A 21,598-nucleotide genomic window follows, 5' to 3' on the forward strand; every position below is an offset into this window, starting at 1 on the left:
TGAAGGCAGGGGGATGACCTACAACGCATCGATCAGAGGAAAGCGCCAGCGCATCGTGACCGCTCTCGATATCGGCACGAGCAAAGTGTGCTGCCTGGTCGGCAAGACCTCGGCGATGCCCGACTGGGTCGAAGGCAGCGGCGAGGCCGTGCAGTTCGACGTGCTCGGCTTCGGGCATACGCGCGCCGAAGGCCTGAAGGCGGGCATGGTCACCCATCTCGACACGGCCGAGCAGTGCATTCGTGCCGCGGTCGATGCCGCCGAACGCATGGCCGGCGTGGTCGTCGAGGATGTGCATCTTTCCGTCACCGCCGGACGCCTCAAGAGCGACAGCTTCTCCGCGGGCGTCGGCCTGCCGTCCGGTTCGGTCCGTGAGGCCGATGTGCAGCGCCTGCTGGCGGGCGGCCGCCAATACGCGGCGCGCGATCGCCGCACCGTGCTACATGCTCTGCCCACCGATTTTCGCCTCGACGACAACGGCGGAATCGCCGAGCCGCGCGGCATGTGCGGCGAGCGCCTTTCCGTGGATCTGCACACCGTCACGGCGGACGAAGCCGCGACCCGGAACCTGATGCTCTGCGTCGAGCGCTGCCATCTCGGCGTGTCGGGTCTCGTGGCCGCGCCGTATGCGAGCGCGCTGTCGGTCGTCACCCCCGACGAAGCGAAGCTGGGCGTGGCCAATATCGACTTCGGCGCCGGGAGAACCACCTTGTCGGTCATCGCCGACGGGCATTTTCTGCACGCCGATGCCATCGCGCTCGGCGGCAACGGCGTGACCATCGACATCGCGCGTACGCTCGGCGCGCCGATGGAACATGCCGAGCGGTTGAAGACCCTGCACGGCAGCGCCTTCGCGACGCTCTCCGACGAGCGCGAGATCATCACCTATCCGTGCGTGAGCGGAATTGGCCAAGGCAACATCAATCAGATCACCAAAGCCCAGCTCGCCTGCGTGATCCGGCCGCGCGTCGAGGAGATCCTCGACTTGATGCGTCACCGGCTCGCGGCCAGCGGGTTCCCCGCCGAGGTCGCCCAGCATCTGGTGCTGACCGGTGGCGGCAGCCAGCTCACGGGTCTCGTGGAGCTCGCCTCGAACATGTTTGGACGCCCGGCGCGGCTCGGCCGCCCGCGCGTCATGACGGGATTGCCGCCAGCCGCCGCCGCGCCGGACTTCTCCGCCGCGATCGGTCTGCTTCTGCATTGGGCGCGCGGTGACGAAAAGCTCGGAACCCAAACCGGGCAACGGTTCTTGCGTACGGGGACAGGCTACTTCGCCCGGGTGGGCGAGTGGATCATGGAGAACTTTTAACGGACACGAAGCTGGGGCACCGCGCGTTAATGGGGGTGTGGGTGCCGGCTCAATAGCAAGGGGCAATTCGCAAGGATTGGAAGCCGCCATGACGATCAATCTCAAAGTGCCAGATCTGACAGAGCTCAAGCCGCGCATTACCGTCTTCGGTGTGGGTGGAGCCGGCGGCAACGCCGTGAACAACATGATTGAGCGTGGGCTCAACGGGGTGGAATTCGTCGTTGCGAACACCGACGCGCAGGCCCTGACCAGCTCCAGCGCCGAACGCCGCATTCAGATGGGCAACAATGTCACCGAGGGGCTCGGGGCGGGATCGAAGCCCGAGATCGGCGCCGCCGCCGCCGAAGAGGCCATGGCGGACATCAAGGCCCACCTGGTCGGCTGCCACATGACCTTCATCACCGCCGGCATGGGCGGCGGCACGGGCACGGGCGCGGCCCCGGTCATCGCCCGCGCCTCGCGCGAAGAGGGCATTCTGACCGTCGGCGTCGTGACCAAGCCGTTCCAGTTCGAAGGCTCCCGGCGCATGCGGGCCGCCGAAGCCGGGATCGAGGAACTGCAGAAATATGTCGATACGCTACTCATCATCCCGAACCAGAACCTGTTCCGGGTCGCCAACGAAAAGACGACATTTACGGACGCCTTCGGCATGGCCGACGACGTGCTGCGCTCCGGTGTCGGCTGCATCACCGACCTGATGGTCAAGGAAGGCCTCATCAATCTCGACTTCGCCGACGTCCGCACGATCATGGCCGGCATGGGCAAGGCGATGATGGGGACGGGCGAGGCGAACGGTGAGCGGCGCGCGATCGACGCGGCGGAAGCTGCGATATCCAATCCGCTGCTCGACGATGTCTGCATGAAGGGGTCGAGCGGCCTGCTGGTTTCGATCACCGGTGGCAGCGATCTGACCCTGTACGAAGTCGACGAGGCGGCGAGCCGCATTCGTGCCGAAGCGGACGAGGACGCCAATATCATCGTCGGCGCGACCTACGACGACGAACTCGACGGCATGATCCGGGTCTCGGTGGTTGCCACCGGCATCGGAACGCTGAGCGAGGAGAAGTCTTCGGAAGACCGGGCCGCGCAGCCGCAAGCCGATCGCGGACGCCTGACCGAGCGCCTGGCCGGACTTGCGACCGTGCCGAACGGGAATCCCGACGAGCCGGTCGATCTCGACGAAAGCCTCATGGTGCCGGAGCCGGCCCAGGATGCCCAGGTCTGGCATGCGCCGAACGACGTGACCATCGAGAAGCGGCCCCAGGCGGTCAGCGGCGTCGCCCTGCCGCGTCCGCCCGCGCCGCCGAAGCCCGCGGAAGCGCCGCGGAACTTCCAGCCTGCGCCGCCCGCCGCCATCAAGCGGCCGGTTCGACGCATGCCGAATGTCGAGGAGCTGCCCATCGTCGCGCAGAAGGCCCTGCAGGCCAAGGCCGGCGACAAGGATGCGGTCGGCCTGCATGCGCAAAAGCGGAAAGTCGGCTTCCTGGAGCGTCTCGCCAACGTGGGACGGGGCAAGAACGACGAGGATGCGGAGATGTCGCCCAAGATGGAGCCGGATTTCGCACCGACTCCGGTTGCGGGCCGTCCGGCACCGCGCCCGCCAGCACCGCCCGCCGCGGTGGCACACGCTCAGGTGCCCCAGGCCCAAGCGCCCCGGTCGCTCAGCGTGCAGCGGCCTCCGGAACAGGCCCCGGCGCCCCAGCGCCTCGAAGCCCAGCCGCGTGTCGTCCACGGTCAGGCGGCCATGGCCGTCGCCCAGATGGAATCACCCGCGGACGACGATCTGGAGATTCCGGCCTTCCTGCGCCGCCGGGCGAACTGAAGCCGGGGGCGGGCGTTAACGATAATGCCCGCCTCCTCATCAGCGTCTCAGAAAAACGTTTTGAAATCAATGCACTAGAGAGACAGATCGCCGGTAATAGAGTGTAAGAAACCGTGATTTGTCCCGCGTCTGACCGAAGGGGTATGGTTCCTAATAGATTGATTGATCGACTCAAAAAGGCACACCCGCCAGGGCAACAACACCGGGTGTCACGATCCTAACCGAAACGGGGAAAAGGATCGAATGAAGTGCCAGGGACGGCTGATCGATTGGGGGGCTCGGGGTTCTCTCCGGGCTTGAGTAGGGACCTAAAGACTGCGCGGGGGCCAACGGGGGCCATGAAAGGTTTCATCGGGGCAAGGCAAACAACGCTTGCCAACGAGGTTTCACTGACAGGTATCGGGGTCCACAGCGGCGCTCCTGTTTCCATGACATTGTGTCCGGCCGATAACGACACCGGACTTCGCTTCCTTATTTCCAATGACGACGCGGACGGCATCGAGATCGCTGCGGATCAGCAGTGGGTCACCGGCGTCACGCTCTGCACGGTTCTCGGCGACGGGAACGGGGCGTCGGTCGCGACGGTCGAGCATGTACTCGCCGCGCTGCGCGGCCTCGGCGTCGACAATGCGCTGATCGAGATCGACAGCGGTGAAGTTCCGATCATGGACGGCAGTGCTGCGCCCTTCGTCGAGGCCATCGACGAAGCCGGGCTCATGGAGCTCGAGGCGCCGCGCCGGTTCTTGAAGATTCTCAAGCCGATCTGTGTCGAGGACAACGGCGCGGTCGGAGAACTGACCCCCTATAATGGCTTCAAGCTCGACGTCGAGATCGATTTCGAAACGCCGCTGATCGGCAATCAGCAGCTCTCGCTCGACCTGAACCCCGGCGCCTTTCGGCGCGATATCGCCCGGGCCCGCACCTTTGGGTTCATGAAGGACGTGGAGAGCCTCTGGGCCGCTGGCCTGGCGCTCGGTGCCTCGCTCGACAACACCGTGGCCATTGGCGACGACCGCGTCATCAACCGCGAGGGCCTGCGTTACGATGACGAGTGCGTGCGCCACAAGGCGCTCGACGCGGTCGGCGATCTGGCGCTGGCGGGAGCCCGATTCTCGGGCGCCTACCGGACCCGCCGCGGTGGACACCGGCTCAACGCGCTGGTTCTCAAGGCGCTGTTCGCCGATCCGGAAGCCTCGACCATGGTCGAAGCGCCCCGCTACCGCGACGTTCGCCATGCCGAGCTCACACCGGGCCTGGCGGCGGCGCACTTCGCGGCCGATCGCAGCTAGCCGGCGATTTTCCTAAACGATTCTAAGTCATTTTGTGGCACTGTGCCGCAAATGGAGCGCGGCTGCGGACGCCGGCAAGGGCGCCCGAGGCCCAAAAGACACCATATTACGGGCGTTTGTTGTGGGCCGGTCCGCTTAGCCCTTGCGGCGGGCGGGTTTTGCGTGTGATTGAGCGCATCATGACCGGCGATTTGAGGGGGAACATGTCCGGACCGGGTCGGCCGTCTTCGGCGACAACGCGGAGGAAGCAGAGCGTGCGGCTGCTGTCGTCGTTGCCGACGATTGCCGTGCTGCTGTGCGTTCCGCTCGTCGGCGGCTGTGGCTCCTTCGGCGGTTTCGATTCCATCGGCTCAGGCGGCGGCCCGCTGAGCAAGTGGTTCGGCAAGAAGGACGAGGTCGAGCCGCTCAACACCGATCCGGCCCACGTGATCTACGGTCAAGCCGATCAGATGATCGATCAGGGCAAATACAAGGAAGCCGCGCGCCAGTACGAAGAAGTCGATATCACCCACCCGTATTCGCGGGAGGCGCGCCGGGCGATCATCATGGCCTCCTACGCCTACTACAAGGCCGGGAAATACGACGAGGCCGTCGCCTCGGCGGACCGTTACCTGACGCTGCATCCGGGCACGACGGAAGCGGCCATGGCGCAGAACATTATCGCCATGTCGTATTACGATCGGATCCTGGATGCCAAACGCGACCAGACTTATGCGCGCCGGTCGCTTGCGGCGTACGACAAGTTGCTTCAGCGCTATCCGTCGTCCCAATACGCGGCAACCGCGGCGAACCGGGCGCGGATCCTGCGCGATTTGATCGCGGCGAGCGAGATGCAGGTCGGGCGCTATTATCTGCGCCGCAACAACTACCTCGCTGCCATCAACCGTTTCCGGACGGTGGTGACCGAGTATCAGACCACCGAACAGGTCGAAGAGGCCTTGATGCGGCTCACCGAGGCCTATATGGCGTTAGGGATTATCAACGAGGCCCAGACGGCCGCTGCCGTGCTCGGCCATAACTTTCCGGACAGTAAGTGGTACAAGCACGCTTACAGCCTCCTAGGACAGCGCGGCCTCGAACCCCAGCAATATCAGGGATCGTGGATCACCCGGGCCTGGAAGACCCAAAGCTGGACCGGCGGCGGACAAACCTAACAGGCGTCCAGTGTTAGCGGCCCTGTCGATCCGCGACATCGTTCTGATCGACAAGCTCGACCTTGAGTTTGGCGAAGGCCTGTCGGCGCTTACGGGCGAGACGGGCGCCGGGAAATCCATCCTCCTCGATGCCTTGTCGCTCGCGCTTGGCGGCCGAGGCGATGCCGCGCTGGTCCGTAGCGGCGCGGCGCAGGGGCAGGTGAGCGCCAGCTTCGAACTTCCCGAGGGTCACCCAGTCTTTGCGCTTCTGTCGGAGAACGGGATCGCCATCGAAGAGTCCCTTCTCATTCTGCGGCGGCTGCAAGGGGCCGACGGCCGCAGCCGCGCCTTCATCAACGATATGAGCGTCAGCGTGCAGCTCTTGCGGGAGGTGGGGCGCGCGCTCGTGGAAATTCATGGCCAGCATGACGAGCGGGCACTGATCGACCCGAGTGGGCATCGCGATCTTGTCGATGCGTTTGCCGGCTTGGAGCGCGAAGCCGCCGGCGTCGCCGCATGTTACGAGGCTTGGGCCGACGCGGATGCCGCGCGCCTGCGCCACGAGAGCGAAGTCGCCGCGGCCCGTGCCAACGCGGACTATCTCGCCCATGCCTTGGAGGAACTGCAGACCCTTGCGCCGGAACCGGGCGAGGAGGAGGCGCTATCCTCTCGCCGCCAGCTGATGATGAACGCGGAGAAGATAGCCTCCGAACTGAACGAAGCGAGGGACGCGCTCGAGGGCGAGGGCACCGCGGGCGCGCGCCTCGCCTCCGCGTTGCGGCGGATCGAGCGCCAGGCCGCCACGGCCGGGGCGGACGGCTCATCGCCCTTTGCGGCGGTCGCGGATGCGCTCGAGCGCGTGTTGAGCGAAACCGAGGCCGCGCGCGAGAGAATCGAGGAGGCCCTTGCCGCCACGGCGTTCGAGCCGGGCGATCTGGAACGCGCCGAAGAGCGGCTCTTCGCGCTGCGGGCGCTCGCCCGCAAGCATCGGGTCCAGGTTGATGCCTTGCCCGCGCTTCAGGAGAAGCTCGAAGCGGATCTCGCGGCGATTACCACCAGCGAGTCCACGGCCGCGGAGCTCGCCAAAGCGGCCGAGGCGGCGCGGGATGCCTACGAACTGGCGGCTCTGGCCCTAAGCAAGGCGCGCATCAAGGCCGCCAAGAAGCTGGACAAGGAGGTGGCGGGGGAACTTGCGCCGCTGAAGCTCGAAAAGGCGCGCTTCCTCACGCGGATCGAGAGCGTCGACATCCGCGAAGGCGGTCCCTCGGGCATCGACCGCATCGCCTTTTTCGTCGCCGCCAATCCAGGCACGGAACCGGGCCCCATGATGAAGGTCGCCTCGGGGGGCGAACTGGCCCGCTTCATTCTGGCGTTGAAGGTCGTGCTGGCTTCGCGCGGCTCGGCGCCGACGCTGATCTTCGACGAGGTGGAGTCGGGCGTGGGCGGCGCCACCGCGGCGGCTGTCGGCGAACGCCTGGCGGGCCTCGGCGAGAACGTGCAGGTGCTGGCCGTGACCCACGCGCCACAGGTGGCGGCGCTCGCACGCGGCCATTTGCGCATCGCCAAGGAAGCGGTGACGACGGCCAAGGGCGAAGCCATGTCGACGCGCGTCGCCGTGCTCGGTGACGCGGAACGGCGCGAGGAAGTGGCCCGGATGCTCGCCGGTCAGACGATCACGGACGAGGCACGCGCCGCCGCGGATCGTCTGATGCGCAAATCGGCGTAAGGCGGAAAGAGCATGGCCAAGAAGCCCGTCAAGAAGCCCGTCAAGAGCGCGACGACAGCCGACAAGCCTGTCGAGGCGCTGACCGAAGCGGAAGCGGCCAAGGAACTTGCGCGCCTTGCGACCGAGATCGCTCGCAACGATGCGCTTTACTACCAGCAGGATGCGCCGGTGATCTCCGACGCGGCCTACGATCGTCTGCGCCAGCGGAACGAGGCGATCGAGGCCCGGTTCCCGAAACTCGTGCGCGCCGACAGCCCCACCAAGAGGGTGGGCGCCGCGCCGGTCGACGGCTTCGGCAAGGTCACCCATAGGGTGCCGATGCTGTCGCTCGGCAACGTGTTCGACGATGAGGGCGTGCGCGAGTTCGTGGACCGCATCCGGCGGTTTCTAGGCCTGGATGCGGACGTGCCTCTGGACTTCACCACCGAACCCAAAATCGACGGGCTTTCCATCGGGTTGCGCTACGAGGGCGGATGCCTGGTCCAGGCGGCCACGCGCGGCGATGGCTATGTGGGCGAGGACGTGACCGTCAACGTCATGACCATCGGCGACATCCCGAAGCAGGTCAAAGCCCGCGACTTCCCCGACTCGTTCGAAGTGCGCGGCGAGATCTATATGAGCCACAGCGCCTTCGCGGCTCTGGACGCGGAGCAGGAGAAGGCGGGCGCCAAGATCTTTGCCAACCCGCGAAACGCGGCGGCCGGGTCCTTGCGGCAGCTCGACCCGTCGGTCACCGCCTCGCGACCGCTCCAGTTCTTCGCCTATGCCTGGGGCGAGGCGGCGAGCCTTCCCGCCGACACCCAATGGGGCGTCTACGAGGCTTTCGCCAAATGGGGCTTTCCGCTCAATCCGCTGGCGAAGCTCACCAACTCACTCGACGAGATGCTGGGCATCTATCGCGAGATCGAGGAGGGCAGGGCCGGTCTCGACTACGATATCGATGGCGTCGTCTACAAACTCGACCGCCTCGATCTGCAGGAACGTCTCGGCTTTGTGTCGCGGTCGCCGCGCTGGGCCATCGCGCACAAATTCCCCGCAGAGAAGGCCATGACGATCCTGCGCGACATCGAAATTCAGGTCGGCCGCACGGGCGCGCTGACGCCCGTCGCCAAGCTGGAGCCGGTGACCGTGGGCGGCGTCGTGGTCCAGAACGCGACCCTGCACAACGAGGACGAGATCGCGAGGAAGGACGTGCGCATCGGCGACACGGTCCTCCTGCAGCGCGCAGGCGACGTGATCCCGCAAATTCTCGGGCCCGTACTCGACAAGCGGCCCAAATCCGCGAAGCCGTTTGTGTTTCCGACCGTGTGTCCGGCCTGCGGCAGTCACGCGGTGCGCGAGATCAATCCCAACACGGGCAGGGAAGACGCGGTGCGCCGCTGCACGGGCGGCCTGATCTGCCCCGCCCAGCGCGCGGAGCGCCTGAAGCATTTCGTCTCGCGCAATGCCTTCGACATCGAGGGCCTCGGCGAGAAGAACATTCAGAGCTTCTACGACGAAGGGCTCATTCAATCGCCGCCCGATATCTTCACCCTGGCGGCCCGCGATGCCAAGGCCGAGACGAAGCTCGCCGAGCGGGAAGGGTGGGGCGAAACCTCCGTACAGAAACTGTTCGATGCGATTGCCGCGCGCCGCAACGTCACCCTCGATCGCTTCATCTATGCGCTCGGCATCCGCCATGTTGGCGAGATCACGGGACGGCTGCTGGCGCGCAATTACGGCTCCATCGAGCACTTCCTCGAAGCGACGGCCGAGGCGGCACAGGATCGCGAAAGCACGGCCTACACCGAGCTCGAGAACATCGACGGGATCGGGCCGACCGCCGCCGCCGCCATCGCCGACTTCTTCGGCGAGCCGCATAATGTCCAGGTCGTCCACGATCTCCTGAAAGAGGTGAGCCCGAAGCCGCTCGCGGCCGTGGACAAGGGCTCGCCCGTGTCCGGCAAGACGGTCGTGTTCACGGGCACGCTCGAACACATGACCCGCGCGGAGGCCAAGGCGCAGGCCGAACGGCTGGGCGCGAAGGTCGCAGGCTCGGTATCCAAGAACACGGACTACGTGGTGGCGGGCCCGGGCGCGGGCTCCAAGCTCAAGAACGCGAAGGAGCTTGGTGTCGACGTCCTCACGGAGGACGAGTGGCTGAAGCTAATCGGGTAGGCACCACTTGAGCGCTTGTTTACTCGCGCTACCGCGCTTCGCGCTACTTGAGCGCTAACCGATCGGTGCGGTGGCGTGGCGGAGCCAGGGCCGGTCTTCGCTGGCGATGAGCGGCTCGATCTTCTCGCGGACGCGCGTGATAGTCGTTCAGCCAGGCCAGCTCCCAGGTCAGAAGCTGCTTCGGATCGATCAGCCGTCTGTCGAACGGGACCAGCGTCAGCGTCTCGAAGCTGAGCATCTTGCGCTCGCCGCCCTCGATCGCCTCGGCCGGCCGGACCAGGACCAGATTCTCGAGGCGGATGCCGTATTCGTCCTCGCGGTAATATCCCGGCTCGTTGGAGAGGATCATGCCGGGCTCCAATTCCTCCGTACCGAGACGAGAGAGCCGCTGCGGCCCTTCGTGCACCGACAGATAGCTGCCCACGCCATGGCCGGTGCCGTGGTCGAAGTCCAGCCCTGCCGTCCAGAGCGGTCCGCGTGCGAACGGATCCAGGTCCTGGCCGCGCGTGCCGGCCGGAAAGCGCGCCGCGGCGATGGCGATATGGCTTCTCAGCACGAGGCCGTAATGGCGCTTCATCTCCGCCGTCGGCTTGCCGACGGCCACCGTGCGGGTGATGTCTGTGGTGCCGTCCACATATTGCCCGCCGGAGTCGATGAGAAAGAGCGAATTCTTGTCGAGCACACGCTTCGAGTCCGTCGTCGGGCGGTAATGCACCACCGCCCCATGAGGCCCGGACGCGGCGATAGTATCGAAGCTGATGTCCTTGAGCTGACCGGTTTCGCGGCGGAAGTCCTCCAGCTTGATCGCGGCGGAAACCTCGTCCACCCGGCCCGTCTCGGCGACCTCGTCGAGCCAGGCGAGAAACCGGGCCATGGCCACGCCGTCGCGCAAATGAGCGCGTCTTGCGCCCTCTTGCTCGGCTTCCGTCTTGATCGCCTTTGGCAGGATGCATGGATCGTCGCCCGAGACATGCTTGCCGCCGCCGGCTTCCAAAACAGTGGCGAAACGCATCGGGGCCGAACCGGGATCGAGCCGGACCTTCGCGCCGGACTCGGCGAGCGCCTTCAGAGCCCCGTCCAGGTCTTCCGGCTTGGCGATCTCCGTGAAGGGCTTCAAGGCGATGCGCATGGGCTCTCCGACCTTGTCCGGGTCGATGAAGAGCGTCGGCCGCCCCTTTGCGGGGACGATGGCATAGGCGAGGGCGACCGGCGTGTGCTTGATGTCGCCGCCGCGATAGTTGAACAGCCAGCAGATGGATTCCGGCGCGGTGAGGAGCACCGCGTCGTGTCCGGCATCCACCAGGTCCATCTGCACCTGCATGAGCTTTTCGCCGGTGCCCTTGCCCGCCAGCTCCATTGGCTGCGCGAAGATCTCCGCGCGCGGCGGGGCAGGGCGGTCCTTGCCCCAGATCTTGTCGATCGGGTTCTCGTCGACCGGGGTCAGGCGGATGCCGGCCGCATCCAGCGTCTTCGTCAGCCGCTCGATCTCGCTGATCGTGTGCAGACGCGGGTCGTAGCCGACCGCATTGCCGCGCACGAGCGTCCCCTTCAGCCATTCCGAGGGCTTGGCCTTCGGGATCTGCAGGACCTCGAAAATATCCGTGTCGACCTGTCGTGGCGCCTGGAGGATGTAGCGTCCGTCCACGAACAACGCCGAGCCATTGTCCGTGACGATGGCGACGCCCGCCGACCCGGTGAAGCCCGTGAGCCAAGCCAGCCGTTCCTCGCTCGGGGGCAGGAACTCGTTCTGGTGCTGATCGCTGTGGGGAACGAGGAAGGCTTTGAGCTGCTGCCGCTTCAGCTCCCGCAACACTGCCTTGACCCGGTCGCCGCTAGCCGCCGGAGCGCTGGCCTCATCGAACACTTGATACATGGCCAGCTTTGTAAGCCGAAGCGTTGCCGCCGATCAATCGAACAAAGTGCTTGCGTTGCCGCGTCCGAGCAGCAGGGCCGCCCAACCGTCGAGAAGGATTCGCTTTTCCAGGACGAAGCCGAGCGAGGCATAGCGCGCGGCGGTCGCGTGCGATTGGTCCGTGGTGATCCCGGACAGGAGCACATAGCCGCCCGGCCGCACCGCTCGCGCCATGGCGGGGGCGAGATCGTAGAGCGGCCCCGCTAGGATATTGGCGACGATCAGGTCCGGCGCGAGACGGCGCAAGGTCGGGTGGGACAGCCCATCCGCCACGAAGACATGGACCGTCTGGCCGAGCCCCGCCTTGGCGGCGTTATCCGCCGCGATCCGCACGGCGATCGGATCGTTGTCGGTGGCAATCACGGGCCTGTCGAAGGCCAGTGCCGCCGCGATGGCCAGCACGCCGGTACCGGTGCCGATGTCGAGCACCAGGTCCGGGCGCCCCCATTTGGCGAGTTCGTCGAGGGCCAGCAGGCAGCCCCGCGTGGTGGCGTGGTGGGCCGTTCCGAACGCCTGGTCGGCGTCGATCTCGATCGTGTAGCGGTTGCGGGCGATCCGCTCCCGGTCGTGGCTACCATGGACCAGAAAGCGGCCCGCACGGACGGGTCCCCGTTGGCCTTGGCTGATCGTGACCCAATCGGCATCGGGCACCGGCTCGATGCGCAACGGCGACACCAGCGCGCCGTCCGCGGCGCCGTCGATCAAGGCTTGGAGACGCCCCTCGTCGGGAAGTTCTTCGTAGAGTGCGGAAACCTCGTAGCGCCCATTTCCAAGCTCGAAAAAGCTGACGGAGAGCGCTTGCGGGTCGCCGGCATCGTCGAGGGCGACGGCGATCCGGCCTGCCGCCGGCGCTTCGGCTTCGACGGCCGCGCGATGGAGTCCTTGGGGCGAAGACTCAGCCATGGGCATTCCCATCCTTCAAGGCGACGACCGCCCGCCACAACGCGTCCACCGCCGGATCGGCGACACCGAGTTCGGCGAGGTGATCCCGGACATTGCGGATGTACTCGTAGCTCGACCCGGCGACGCCTTCGGCCAAAAGGATCATGGCCGCGCGGGCGCGAAGCGGGAGGTCCGCTTCGACCAGACGCGGGCCCTCGTAGATGTATGTCTGCGCCGCGATGGTTTCGCCGGGCAGGTGCACGGCGATCTCCGTTGCCGTGCAGGTCTCCCGTTCCGACAGATAATCCTCGATCTCACCCTGATGACGATCGGGAAACTCGAGGCGATGCCGTGGCACGGGGAGCCGTTTTCGCTTGCGCCCGCAAGATTCAAGGTCAGGCCCGGTTGGGTCCGGGTGCCCCAGCGCTCCAGCGATTTCTTGTTGAAGACGCGGCGGTGGTTGTGTGCGACGGCGTACTCGCGCCGGACGCAGCCGTAAGCCGTTTCCCATCCGTCCCACATGAGCGAGCCGTAACCGAACAGCCACATGGTTTCGCGTCACACCCGTTCGACGAAGGTGTCGACCACCTTCTTGCGCCCAGCCTTCTCGAAATCGACGGTCAGCTTGTTGCCGTCGACAGCGGCGACGCGGCCATAGCCGAACTTCTGGTGAAAGACGCGCTGTCCGACCTCGAGGCCCGCGCCTTCCGCGGTGCTTGCCGCGACCAGCGTGCCTTCGATGGTCACGGGCTCGCGCCGCGAACCGCCGCCGCCGCGTTGGCGTTCGCGCGGGCCCGCTGCCAGCCGGGCGTTTCGTAATAGCCGGAAGCGAACATGTGCTCGCTGTCGAAGCGGCTGGGGCCATAGCCGCGCAAGCCGTCGTCCTCGGCCACCTGGACGTGCTCGTGGGGGAGTTCGTCGATGAAGCGCGACGGCACTGCGGTCTGCCACATGCCGTAGGTGCGCCGGTTCTGCGCGAAAGTGATCTTCGCGTTCTTGCGCGCACGCGTCAGCCCGACATGGGCGAGCCGGCGTTCTTCCTCAGGCCGGAGCGGCCGGCCTCGTCCAGGCTCCGCTGATGGGGCAGCAGCCCTTCGTCCCAGCCCGGCAAAAACACGGTGTCGAACTCGAGCCCCTTGGCCGAATGCAGCGTCATCAAGTTCACCCGGTCCGTGCCTTCCTCGGTTGCCGCGTCCATGACCAGCGACACATGCTCCATGAAGCCGGCGAGCGTGTCGAACTCCTCCATGAAGCGGATGAGCTCCTTCAGGTTCTCGAGGCGCCCCTCGGCCTGTTGCGAGCGGTCCGCCTGCCACATGCCGGTATAGCCGGACTCGTCCAGGATGAGCTCGGCAAGCTCCGTATGCCGCATGGTGTCGACCAGGGACCGCCAGCGGTCGAAGTCGGAGAGCAACCCCGCGAGCGCGCGGCGCGGCTTCGGCTTCAGTTCCTCGGTCTCCACGATCAACCGCGCGGCCTGGGTGAGCGGAATCTCATCGGCGCGCGCGAGCTGATGCAGCGTCTTCAGGGTCGCTTCGCCGAGCCCCCGCCGGGGCACGTTGACGATGCGCTCGAATTTGAGGTCGTTGGCCGGATTGAGCGTCACGTCCAGATAGGCGATGGCGTCGCGGATTTCCTGCCGCTCGTAGAACCGGGGACCGCCGATGACGCGATAGTCGAGGCCGAGTGTGATGAACCGGTCTTCGAAGGCGCGCATCTGGAACGAGGCGCGCACCAGGATCGCGATCTCATTGAGCGCATGATCATGACGCTGAAGCTGCTCGATGTCCTCGCCGATCACGCGCGCTTCTTCCTCGTCATCCCAGCAGCCTTGCACCACGACCTTCTCGCCGTCGTCGCCGTCGGTGCGCAGGGTCTTGCCGAGGCGCCCCTGGTTGTGGGCGATCAGGCCGGAGGCGGCGCCGAGAATATGCGCGGTGGAGCGGTAGTTGCGCTCGAGCCGGATCACCTTGGCGCCCGGGAAGTCCGTTTCGAATCGGAGGATGTTGTCCACCACCGCGCCGCGCCAGCCATAGATCGACTGATCGTCGTCGCCGACGCAGCAAATGTTTTGCGGGCCGTCCTCGCTGCCCTGCGCCAGCAGCCGCAGCCACAGATACTGCGCCACGTTGGTGTCCTGATACTCGTCCACCAGCATGTAGCGGAAACGCTGCTGGTAGCGCGCGAGCACGTCCGGATGGTCCTGGAACAGGCGCAGGTTCTCCATCAGGAGATCGCCGAAATCGACGGCGTTCAGATCCTTGAGACGCCGCTGATAGGCCGCATACAGGTCGCGGCCCTTGCCGTTGGCGAAACCGTAGCTCTCGCCGTCGGGGACGCGCTCGGGCCGGAGGCCCCGGTTCTTCCAGCCGTCGATCATGCTGGCGAGGACCCGCGCCGGCCAGCGCTTGTCGTCGATATTCTCCGCCGCCAGAAGCTGCTTGATGAGCCGGATCTGGTCGTCCGTGTCGAGTACCGTGAAAGAGGGCTTGAGATCGACGAGCTCCGCGTGGCGCCGGAGGATCTTCACGCCGATGGCGTGGAATGTGCCGAGCCAGGGCATGCCCTCCACGGCGCCGCCGATCAGTTCGCTCACGCGCTGCTTCATCTCGCGCGCGGCCTTGTTGGTGAAGGTGACGGCGAGGATCTGCCCCGGATGGGCACGGCCCAAGCGAAGCAGATGCGCGATGCGCGTGGTCAGCACCCGGGTCTTGCCGGTCCCGGCCCCCGCGAGGACCAGAAGCGGCCCGTCCAGGGTCTCGACGGCTCGCGCTGCTCGGGGTTGAGCGCCTCCAGGTAGCGGTCAGCCCCGCGGCGCATGGCGCGCCGCGAGATCGGGAGCATGTCGGCCGGTGGCGTCTGAGGCGCCTCTTCGAAACCCTCCGCCTGCGGGGGAACGGTCTCGGCGGCATTGTTGCGAATCTTGCCCATGACCGGGGACTATACCACCACCGGCGCGCGTGGAAGCTGCGACACCGACGTGGCCGGCACGGCGGGCTCCGGTCGCGGGCCGCCCCGATCACGCCAAGTTGGGTGCGTGTGAATTGCAACACTATTCGAAATGTTGCACTGCGGTACTTGCGGGTGGCCGCAAGCGGTGGCAAATGGGATCAGCCGCTGGTTAACGGGACTTTGGAGGTTGGAATGCTTCGTGTCTGGAAAGCGGGTTTCGCGATTTTGGGGTTCTCGGTGCTGCTTTTCGGCGCCGTCCAAACCGCCGACGCGGGTTGCGAGATTGTGCGCGCCACCAACAGCGCGGAGTCGAAGGCCGCCGCGGCCAAGGCCGCCTACGCCAACGCCCTCCAAACCGCCGAGCAGATCCGCCGCCGCCGCGGCTGGAGCTATGTGCGGTTGCGTCCCCGCAAGGTGACGCCCGATCCGTTCTGGAAGGCCGTGCGGCCGGTCGTGACCCCCGACATGCTGCTGAAGCCGGACGCGTCACCTCGAAGACCTATGCGCAGTGCTGGAAGGGCGTCGTGGTGCCCTATGTCTGCACGGCCGGCGCGACCGCCTGCGGCAACTAGTTCGGCCGCCGGCACGCGCTTTCGCGTTGCCCGCCCGGCCTGACCCCGCGGCCGTGGCGCGAGAACTGGACTGATTTTGTTCAGGAACTCGGGCTAGACTGGCGGGATGACGACCCTCGTAACGCTCGAACCGCACCGGAACCCGGCCTCGCCGGCGGACAAGGACGCGCTTTTTGCGCGCCTTTCTGCGCGTTTCGGGAAGCGCTTCTCGCGCAGCGAGGCCCTACGCGCGCAGCATGCCAATACGCTGACCTGGCTCAAGGTCCAGGCGCCGGATGCCGTCCTGTTCGCGCAGAGCACGGAGGAGGTGTCCGAGGCCGTGGCTGCCTGCGCCGCAGCCCGCGTTCCCGTCATCCCCTACGGAGCCGGAAGCTCTCTGGAGGGCCAGCTCAATGCGCCCTTTGGCGGGCTGTCGCTGGACCTGTCCGAGATGAAGGAGATCGTCTCCGTTCATGAAGACGATCTGGATTGCGTCGTGCAGGCGGGCGTCACCCGAAAACAGCTCAACGACTATCTGCGCGATACGGGGCTTTTCTTTCCCGTCGATCCGGGGGCGGATGCGAGCCTCGGCGGCATGGCGGCGACGCGCGCCTCCGGCACGAACGCGGTGTGCTACGGCACGATGCGGGACGCCGTCCTCGGCCTCACGGCGGTGCTCGCCGACGGGCGCATCGTCAAGACCGGCGCGGGCGCGAAATCCGCCGCCGGCTACGACCTCACGCGGCTTCTCGTGGGGTCCGAAGGCACGCTCGGGGTCATCACGGAGCTGACGCTCAAGCTGTTCGGCATCCCCGAAACCATCCTCGCGGGCGTGTCGACGTACCGGACGCTCGAAGGGGCGTGCAACGCGACCATCGCGGCGCTGCAGATGGGGCTGCCACTGGCCCGCATCGAGCTCTTGGACGAGGTTCAGGTCCGGGCCTGCAACGCCTATTCGAAGCTGTCCGTGCCGGAGCAGCCGACCCTGTTCCTCGAGTTTCATGGGACCCCGACCGGCGCCCGCGAGCAGGTCGAGATCTTCTCGGAGATCGCGCAGGCCGAGGGCGGCGGCGCTCTGGACTGGGCCGCACGGCCCGAGGATCGCAACCGGCTCTGGCGGGCCCGCCACGACGCCTATTGGGCGGCGAAGAACCTGCGGCCGGGGACCGATCTGATCGCGACCGATGTTTGCGTGCCGATCTCTGCCCTTGCGGCATGTGTCATCGAAACGAAGCAGGACATCGACAGATTGGGCCTGGTCGCTCCCATCGTCGGCCATGTGGGCGACGGCAATTTCCATGTGATGCCGTTGATCGACTCGGATTCGACGGACGAGTTGGAACGGGCGCGAGCGTTTCTGGATCGCCTGATCGAACGGGCGCTGCGCTTCGAGGGCACCTGTACCGGCGAGCATGGCGTGGGCCAGGGAAAGATTGGCTATCTGGTTGCGGAGCACGGACAGGCAGTTGACGTGATGATTGCCATAAAAAAGGCACTCGACCCGTCGAATATTCTCAATCCTGGCAAGATTTTTGCTCTAGATGTGTAAGTGTTTCGCGCATGACCCGGAGTGGTATGCGGTAATGTTGAGAGGAACGGCGTACGCGGCAATTGGCTCATTGTCTTGCAACGGCTCTTAGCCTCTTGTTCTGCGCGGGGACCATGCGCCGACGCACCCAGCCTTAGGCAGAGAGATCGGTGAATTCGCTTCTGCTGACACTGACGGCACTGTTCATATTGGTGCTGAGCGCGCTGTTTGCGGCGCCGCTCTTCATCGATTGGAACGACTATCGTCCGGCCATCGAAGCCCAGATGACCAAGCTGATTGGGCGTCCGGTCAAGGTGGACGGCAAGGTCCACCTGGTCGTGCTCCCGGCGCCGCAGCTGAAATTCGACGACATCAAGGTCGCAAACGCCAATGGCAGCCTGGACACGCCTTTCCTCAAGGCGAAGTCCCTCGAGGCCAAGCTCGACGTGGGCACGCTGCTGACCGGCAGGGTCGAGGCGCATGAGCTCACGATCGTCGATCCCACGTTGCGCCTTCGGCTCGATGGCGCGGGCGGCGGCAATTGGAGCGATCTTGGGCCGCATAAGATGGGCGCCACGTTCGTGCCCACAGACGTGCTCCTCGACTCGGTGCGCGTCACCGGCGGCACGCTGGAGCTCGCCAAGGACGGCGGCCCCACTTTCGTCTTCACGAATATCGATGGCGAGGCGAGTTCGTCGTCGATCGCAGGACCGTACAAGGTCGACGCGACCTACGACTTCGACGGCCGGCCCCAATCGATCCGCTTCTCAACGGGCATCATCGACGACAGCGGCACGTTCCGGGTGAAGACGGCGCTGCGCGATCCCAATCGCTCTTCGTTCTATCAATTGGACGGTCTGATTTCGGGTCTGCGTGCGGTTCCCACCTACGACGGAACCTTTGTCCTCCGCATGTCCAAGGCGGACACCAACCAGGAGACAACGGGCGCCGATGAGCCGCCGCAGGGCGACGGCGCGCCCGCGCCGGACGCAGCCGAACAGCCGAACGACACGCCACCTGACGCCGCCGCGGACCTTCCCGCTGAGGCCCTTCCCGCCGAGGCCCTTGCCGACGAGGAGGGCGGATTGCGCGACCTGCGCGAGACGGCCTCCTTCATCGAGGTGAAGGGCCCGCTCAAGGCCACGCCCCACGGCGCCGACCTGACCGATTTCGAGCTCACCCTTCACGCCTCCGGGCGGCCGCAAATCCTGAAAGCAACGTCGCATTGGACTTCCGTCCGCCGTTCAGGGCGGATGCGAAGCTGGCCGCCCGTTGGATCGATTTCGATGCCCTGTTCGGTGTGTCGGCGGCGGAAGATCGGCCCTCGCCAGCGGCGGTCGTGCGCATCTTCGCCGATTGGGTGCTTGAGGAAGCCGCGAAGGTGGGGAAGGGGACACTCTCCCTCGACGTGGAACAGGCCGGTCTCGGCGGCGATCTTGCCGGCGGTCTCAATCTCAAGCTCGCAAGTACGGATGGCGGTGTCGCCATCGAAGAATTGAACGCGACCCTGCCCGGCGAGAACCGCGTTTCGGCCTCCGGGTCCTTGCGGCCCGGTGCATCCGGACCGCTCTTCGAAGGGCCGGCCGAGATCGACGGCTCGGGCTTGCGGGCCCTGACGCGCTGGGCGGCGGGGGACCGCGCGATTACCGGTCAAGCCTTCGTCGGCGATTTCTCGCTGTCCGCGGACGCGACGATCGGCGAGGGCGACATCGTGCTGGCGAATGCCAATGGCGCCGTCAGCGGCACCAAATTCGGCGGCGACTTTCTCTACCGCGCAGGCGAAACCAATCTCATCCGCCTCAATCTCAAGAGCGACCGTCTCGATCTGCGAGAGACACTCGGCGGCGAGCCCATCTGGGACGCCTGGCTTCCGTCCGGGAACCCAGAGCCCGCACCGGAGAGCGCGTCGGACGGGACGTCCCTTCTCGAACTTCTGCGCGACGACGAGGTGCACGCAAGTCTGGAGATCGGCGAGCTCTTGTTGCCCGACATCGCGCCGGGCCGGCTCGATGCGAGGCTCTCGCTCGACGGCGGCGATCTTGACGTTCAGTCCCTTGCCTTCATCGCCCCGGGCGCGATGACGCTGGATGGCAAGGGGCGCATCGTCGGCGTTGCGGATGCGCCGTCCGGCCAGATCGACATGTCGCTCCAGGCGCAAAGCACCGACAGTCTGCGGGCACTTGCGGGGCTTCTCGGATTCGGAAACCGGGTCGCGAAGTCGAAACATCTGGCAGCGCTGGCGCCCTTCGACATCCGGGCCGCGCTTGTGGCCGGACGGGACGGCGCCGCCACCGATGCATCGCTTGAATTGAGCGGTCAGGTCGGGGGCTCGAACTTGGCGCTCATGGCCAAGGCAAAGGGCACGCTCGCCGAGGCCCGCGACGCGGAAATCGATATTGCCGGGAGTGTCACGGGCGAACGGCCGCAAGCCCTCCTGGTCTTGTTGTTCCCGGATTTGCCGCAGGACCGGCTCGCCGAGGCTGCGGGCGCCGAGGGCACTCTGTCGCTGAAGGTTGCCGGCATCCCCAGCCAGCAACTGTCTGGACGGTCGGCCTTGGAGACCGAGGTCTTGCAGATGGAGTTCGAGGGCAATGGCGCGCTGAAGGACGACGGGCCCACGCTCAACGGCTATGCCGCGGTTTGGACCGAGGATGCGAGCCTGGTGCTGCCGCTGCTGGGCCTCGACCCGCCGCCGAGCGCGCATGGCGTGCCGCTGTCGGTGAGCGCCAATGTCTCCAGCGACTCCGGCAAGGTCCATTTGGAACAGATCAAGGCGACTGTCTCGGAGGAGCCGATCGAAGGGGCCGCCGATTTCGATCGCTCGGGCGACGTCACGACGTTCGACATCTCGGCGAGGGCGGAACGCATTTCGGTTCCGGCCGTGATGGGGCTTTTCGTGGCCTGGGAGCGGGCGGAGTCGACCAAAGACATGCTGGGTGCCGTCGATGGCGATGCGGCGCCGGTCTGGCCGCGCGCGGGTTCGCGCTCGATCTGCTCGACGATGCGGAAGGGACCGTGTCGTTGAGCGCCAAGACGCTGTCGCTGGGCAAGCCGTTCCAGATCGCGGACGGCAAGCTCAAGGCCAAGGTCGATGGCGGCAGCCTGACCGTCGAGTCAATGGACGGAGAGCTCTTCGGTGGAACCTTCGCCGGTTCGGGCGCGCTCGCCCCTCGGGGGAGCGGCGCGGCGTTCACGGCGAAAGCCGAACTCAAAGGGGGCAACCTCTCGGCCTTGTCCGAGGCGGTGGCGGGCGCGCCGCTCGCTACCGGGCCGTTCGACCTGTCCATCGATGTTGCGGGCGAGGGCCTGAGCCCCCCCGGCATCGTCGCCGATCTCGGCGGCAAGGGCGCGTTCACTCTTGGCGCGGGCGAACTGACATCGTTCACGGCGGCGCCGCTGCGGCAGATTGCGGACAAGGCGGCGGCAAGCAACGTGGCCGCGACCAAGGAGCAGATCGATGCGGATGCCGAGACCATCCGTGGCGAGCTCAAGAACGGCCGCTACGCGTTCGCGCCGGTGACGTTGGACTACGAAGTGAAGAACGGGACCTTGCGCTTCGCGCCGGCAAGCCTTGCCGGAAAGGGCGTCGAGACGGCGCTTGAGACCTATGTGGATCTTGTGGGTCTCAAACTCGACAGCGAGTGGCAGATGCGGCTGACGCATGCGCAATTCGCAAACGTGCCGCCGTTGACTGTGGTGTTTGCCGGACCGCTCGACGAAGCGGGGACGATCGCGCCTGCGGTCGGCACCGCCGCCATCGAGAACAAGCTGACCATCGATCGGCTGCGCGAGGATGTCGAGCGGCTCGAGAGCCTCGACGTCTCGGGGGGACGGGACCCCTCTGCCGCGGAGGCTGCTGCCAAGGCCGCCGCCGAGAAGGCCGAAGCGGAGAAGGCCGCTGCGCAGAGGGCTGCCGCCGAGGCTGAAGCGAAGAAGGCCGCAGCGCAGAAAGTCGCCGCCGAAAAAGCTGCCCGCGAACAGGCCGAGGCCGAGGCGAAAGCCGCCGCCGAAAAGGCAGAAGCCGAGAGGATCGCCACTCAGAAAGCGGCGGCCGAGAAGGCCGCGCGTGAAGCAGCCGAAGCCGAGGCTGCGAAGATCGCCGCGGAGAAGGCCGCTCGTGACAAGGCCGAAGCCGAAGCACGCGCCGCCGAACAGAAGGCGGCAGCTGAACGGGCCACGCGGGAGGCCGAAGAGGCGGCACAACGCGCCGCGGCGGAAGCCGAGAAAGAGCGTGCGGCCGCTGAAGCGCGCGCCGCCGCCGAGGAACGGGCCGCGGCGGAGGCACGTGCCGCAACGGAAGCGCGGGCCGCAGCCGAAGCGAAAGCAGCGGCGAGAGA

Annotated in this window: 14 protein-coding genes and 2 pseudogenes; 11 read left to right on the top strand and 5 right to left on the bottom strand. The window is 66.4% G+C overall.

All coding sequences use genetic code 11. From position 1 onward, the window contains the following. Positions 1 to 13: 13 nt before the first annotated feature. The 6 genes from ftsA to ligA all read left to right on the top strand — a co-directional run bounded on the left by ftsA (position 14) and on the right by ligA (position 9,436). A complete protein-coding gene (gene ftsA, locus AUC68_RS15295; protein WP_069438433.1) occupies positions 14 to 1,309 on the top strand; it encodes a cell division protein FtsA in 1,296 nt (431 codons plus the stop codon). Positions 1,310 to 1,397: 88 nt separating this feature from the next. Further along, positions 1,398 to 3,131, top strand: coding sequence for a cell division protein FtsZ (gene ftsZ / locus AUC68_RS15300; RefSeq protein ID WP_069438434.1), 1,734 nt, complete (start codon positions 1,398 to 1,400; stop codon positions 3,129 to 3,131). A gap of 338 nt (positions 3,132 to 3,469) precedes the next feature. Then, positions 3,470 to 4,420 carry a UDP-3-O-acyl-N-acetylglucosamine deacetylase gene (gene lpxC, locus AUC68_RS15305; RefSeq protein WP_069438435.1) on the top strand — a complete coding sequence of 317 codons (951 nt, stop codon included), beginning with the start codon at positions 3,470 to 3,472 and terminating at the stop codon, positions 4,418 to 4,420. A 254-nt stretch (positions 4,421 to 4,674) separates the two neighbouring features. Continuing rightward, positions 4,675 to 5,574, top strand: coding sequence for an outer membrane protein assembly factor BamD (locus tag AUC68_RS15310; RefSeq protein WP_244500560.1), 900 nt, complete (start codon positions 4,675 to 4,677; stop codon positions 5,572 to 5,574). A gap of 10 nt (positions 5,575 to 5,584) precedes the next feature. Beyond that, positions 5,585 to 7,279 (top strand): DNA repair protein RecN, encoded by a 1,695-nt coding sequence (recN, locus tag AUC68_RS15315; RefSeq protein ID WP_069438436.1) that lies wholly within the window; start codon positions 5,585 to 5,587, stop codon positions 7,277 to 7,279. Between the two features lie 12 nt (positions 7,280 to 7,291). Next, positions 7,292 to 9,436, top strand: coding sequence for an NAD-dependent DNA ligase LigA (gene ligA / locus AUC68_RS15320; protein WP_069438437.1), 2,145 nt, complete (start codon positions 7,292 to 7,294; stop codon positions 9,434 to 9,436). Between the two features lie 43 nt (positions 9,437 to 9,479). On the opposite strand, the gene AUC68_RS15325 is transcribed toward ligA, so the two are convergent. The 5 genes and pseudogenes from AUC68_RS15325 to AUC68_RS15340 form a co-directional block, all read right to left on the bottom strand. Beyond that, the gene (locus tag AUC68_RS15325) at positions 9,480 to 11,309 is read right to left on the bottom strand and encodes an aminopeptidase P family protein (RefSeq protein ID WP_342027505.1); all 1,830 of its coding nucleotides are present in this window, start codon (positions 11,307 to 11,309) and stop codon (positions 9,480 to 9,482) included. Positions 11,310 to 11,342: 33 nt separating this feature from the next. Next, positions 11,343 to 12,251 carry a 50S ribosomal protein L11 methyltransferase gene (locus AUC68_RS15330; RefSeq protein ID WP_069438438.1) on the bottom strand — a complete coding sequence of 303 codons (909 nt, stop codon included), beginning with the start codon at positions 12,249 to 12,251 and terminating at the stop codon, positions 11,343 to 11,345. Then, positions 12,244 to 12,588, bottom strand: coding sequence for a gamma-glutamylcyclotransferase (locus AUC68_RS18015; protein ID WP_158008336.1), 345 nt, complete (start codon positions 12,586 to 12,588; stop codon positions 12,244 to 12,246). The genes AUC68_RS15330 and AUC68_RS18015 overlap by 8 nt, the downstream gene beginning before the upstream one ends. 44 nt (positions 12,589 to 12,632) lie before the next feature. Then, positions 12,633 to 12,779 (bottom strand): annotated as a pseudogene (locus AUC68_RS18840) (gamma-glutamylcyclotransferase); the annotation flags it as partial. 9 nt (positions 12,780 to 12,788) lie between these two features. Next, positions 12,789 to 15,074 (bottom strand): annotated as a pseudogene (locus AUC68_RS15340) (UvrD-helicase domain-containing protein). A 300-nt stretch (positions 15,075 to 15,374) separates the two neighbouring features. Between AUC68_RS15340 and AUC68_RS15345 the strand changes: the two are divergent. The 5 genes from AUC68_RS15345 to AUC68_RS15365 form a co-directional block, all read left to right on the top strand. Beyond that, the gene (locus tag AUC68_RS15345) at positions 15,375 to 15,797 is read left to right on the top strand and encodes a hypothetical protein (protein WP_069438439.1); all 423 of its coding nucleotides are present in this window, start codon (positions 15,375 to 15,377) and stop codon (positions 15,795 to 15,797) included. 63 nt (positions 15,798 to 15,860) lie between these two features. Further along, a complete protein-coding gene (locus tag AUC68_RS15350; protein WP_069438440.1) occupies positions 15,861 to 17,282 on the top strand; it encodes an FAD-binding oxidoreductase in 1,422 nt (473 codons plus the stop codon). Positions 17,283 to 17,431: 149 nt separating this feature from the next. Beyond that, positions 17,432 to 18,760 carry an AsmA family protein gene (locus AUC68_RS15355; RefSeq protein ID WP_069438441.1) on the top strand — a complete coding sequence of 443 codons (1,329 nt, stop codon included), beginning with the start codon at positions 17,432 to 17,434 and terminating at the stop codon, positions 18,758 to 18,760. Continuing rightward, entirely contained in the window at positions 18,643 to 20,286 is a 1,644-nt protein-coding gene (locus AUC68_RS15360) for an AsmA family protein (RefSeq protein ID WP_141701329.1), read from the top strand. Before AUC68_RS15355 ends, AUC68_RS15360 begins: the two co-directional genes overlap by 118 nt. Then, on the top strand, positions 20,283 to 21,598 hold a 1,316-nt coding region (locus tag AUC68_RS15365; protein WP_141701330.1), incomplete at its 3' end, for an AsmA family protein. The genes AUC68_RS15360 and AUC68_RS15365, both read left to right, overlap by 4 nt.

It is taken from the genome of Methyloceanibacter methanicus (assembly GCF_001723285.1).
Lineage (GTDB): Bacteria > Pseudomonadota > Alphaproteobacteria > Rhizobiales > Methyloligellaceae > Methyloceanibacter > Methyloceanibacter methanicus.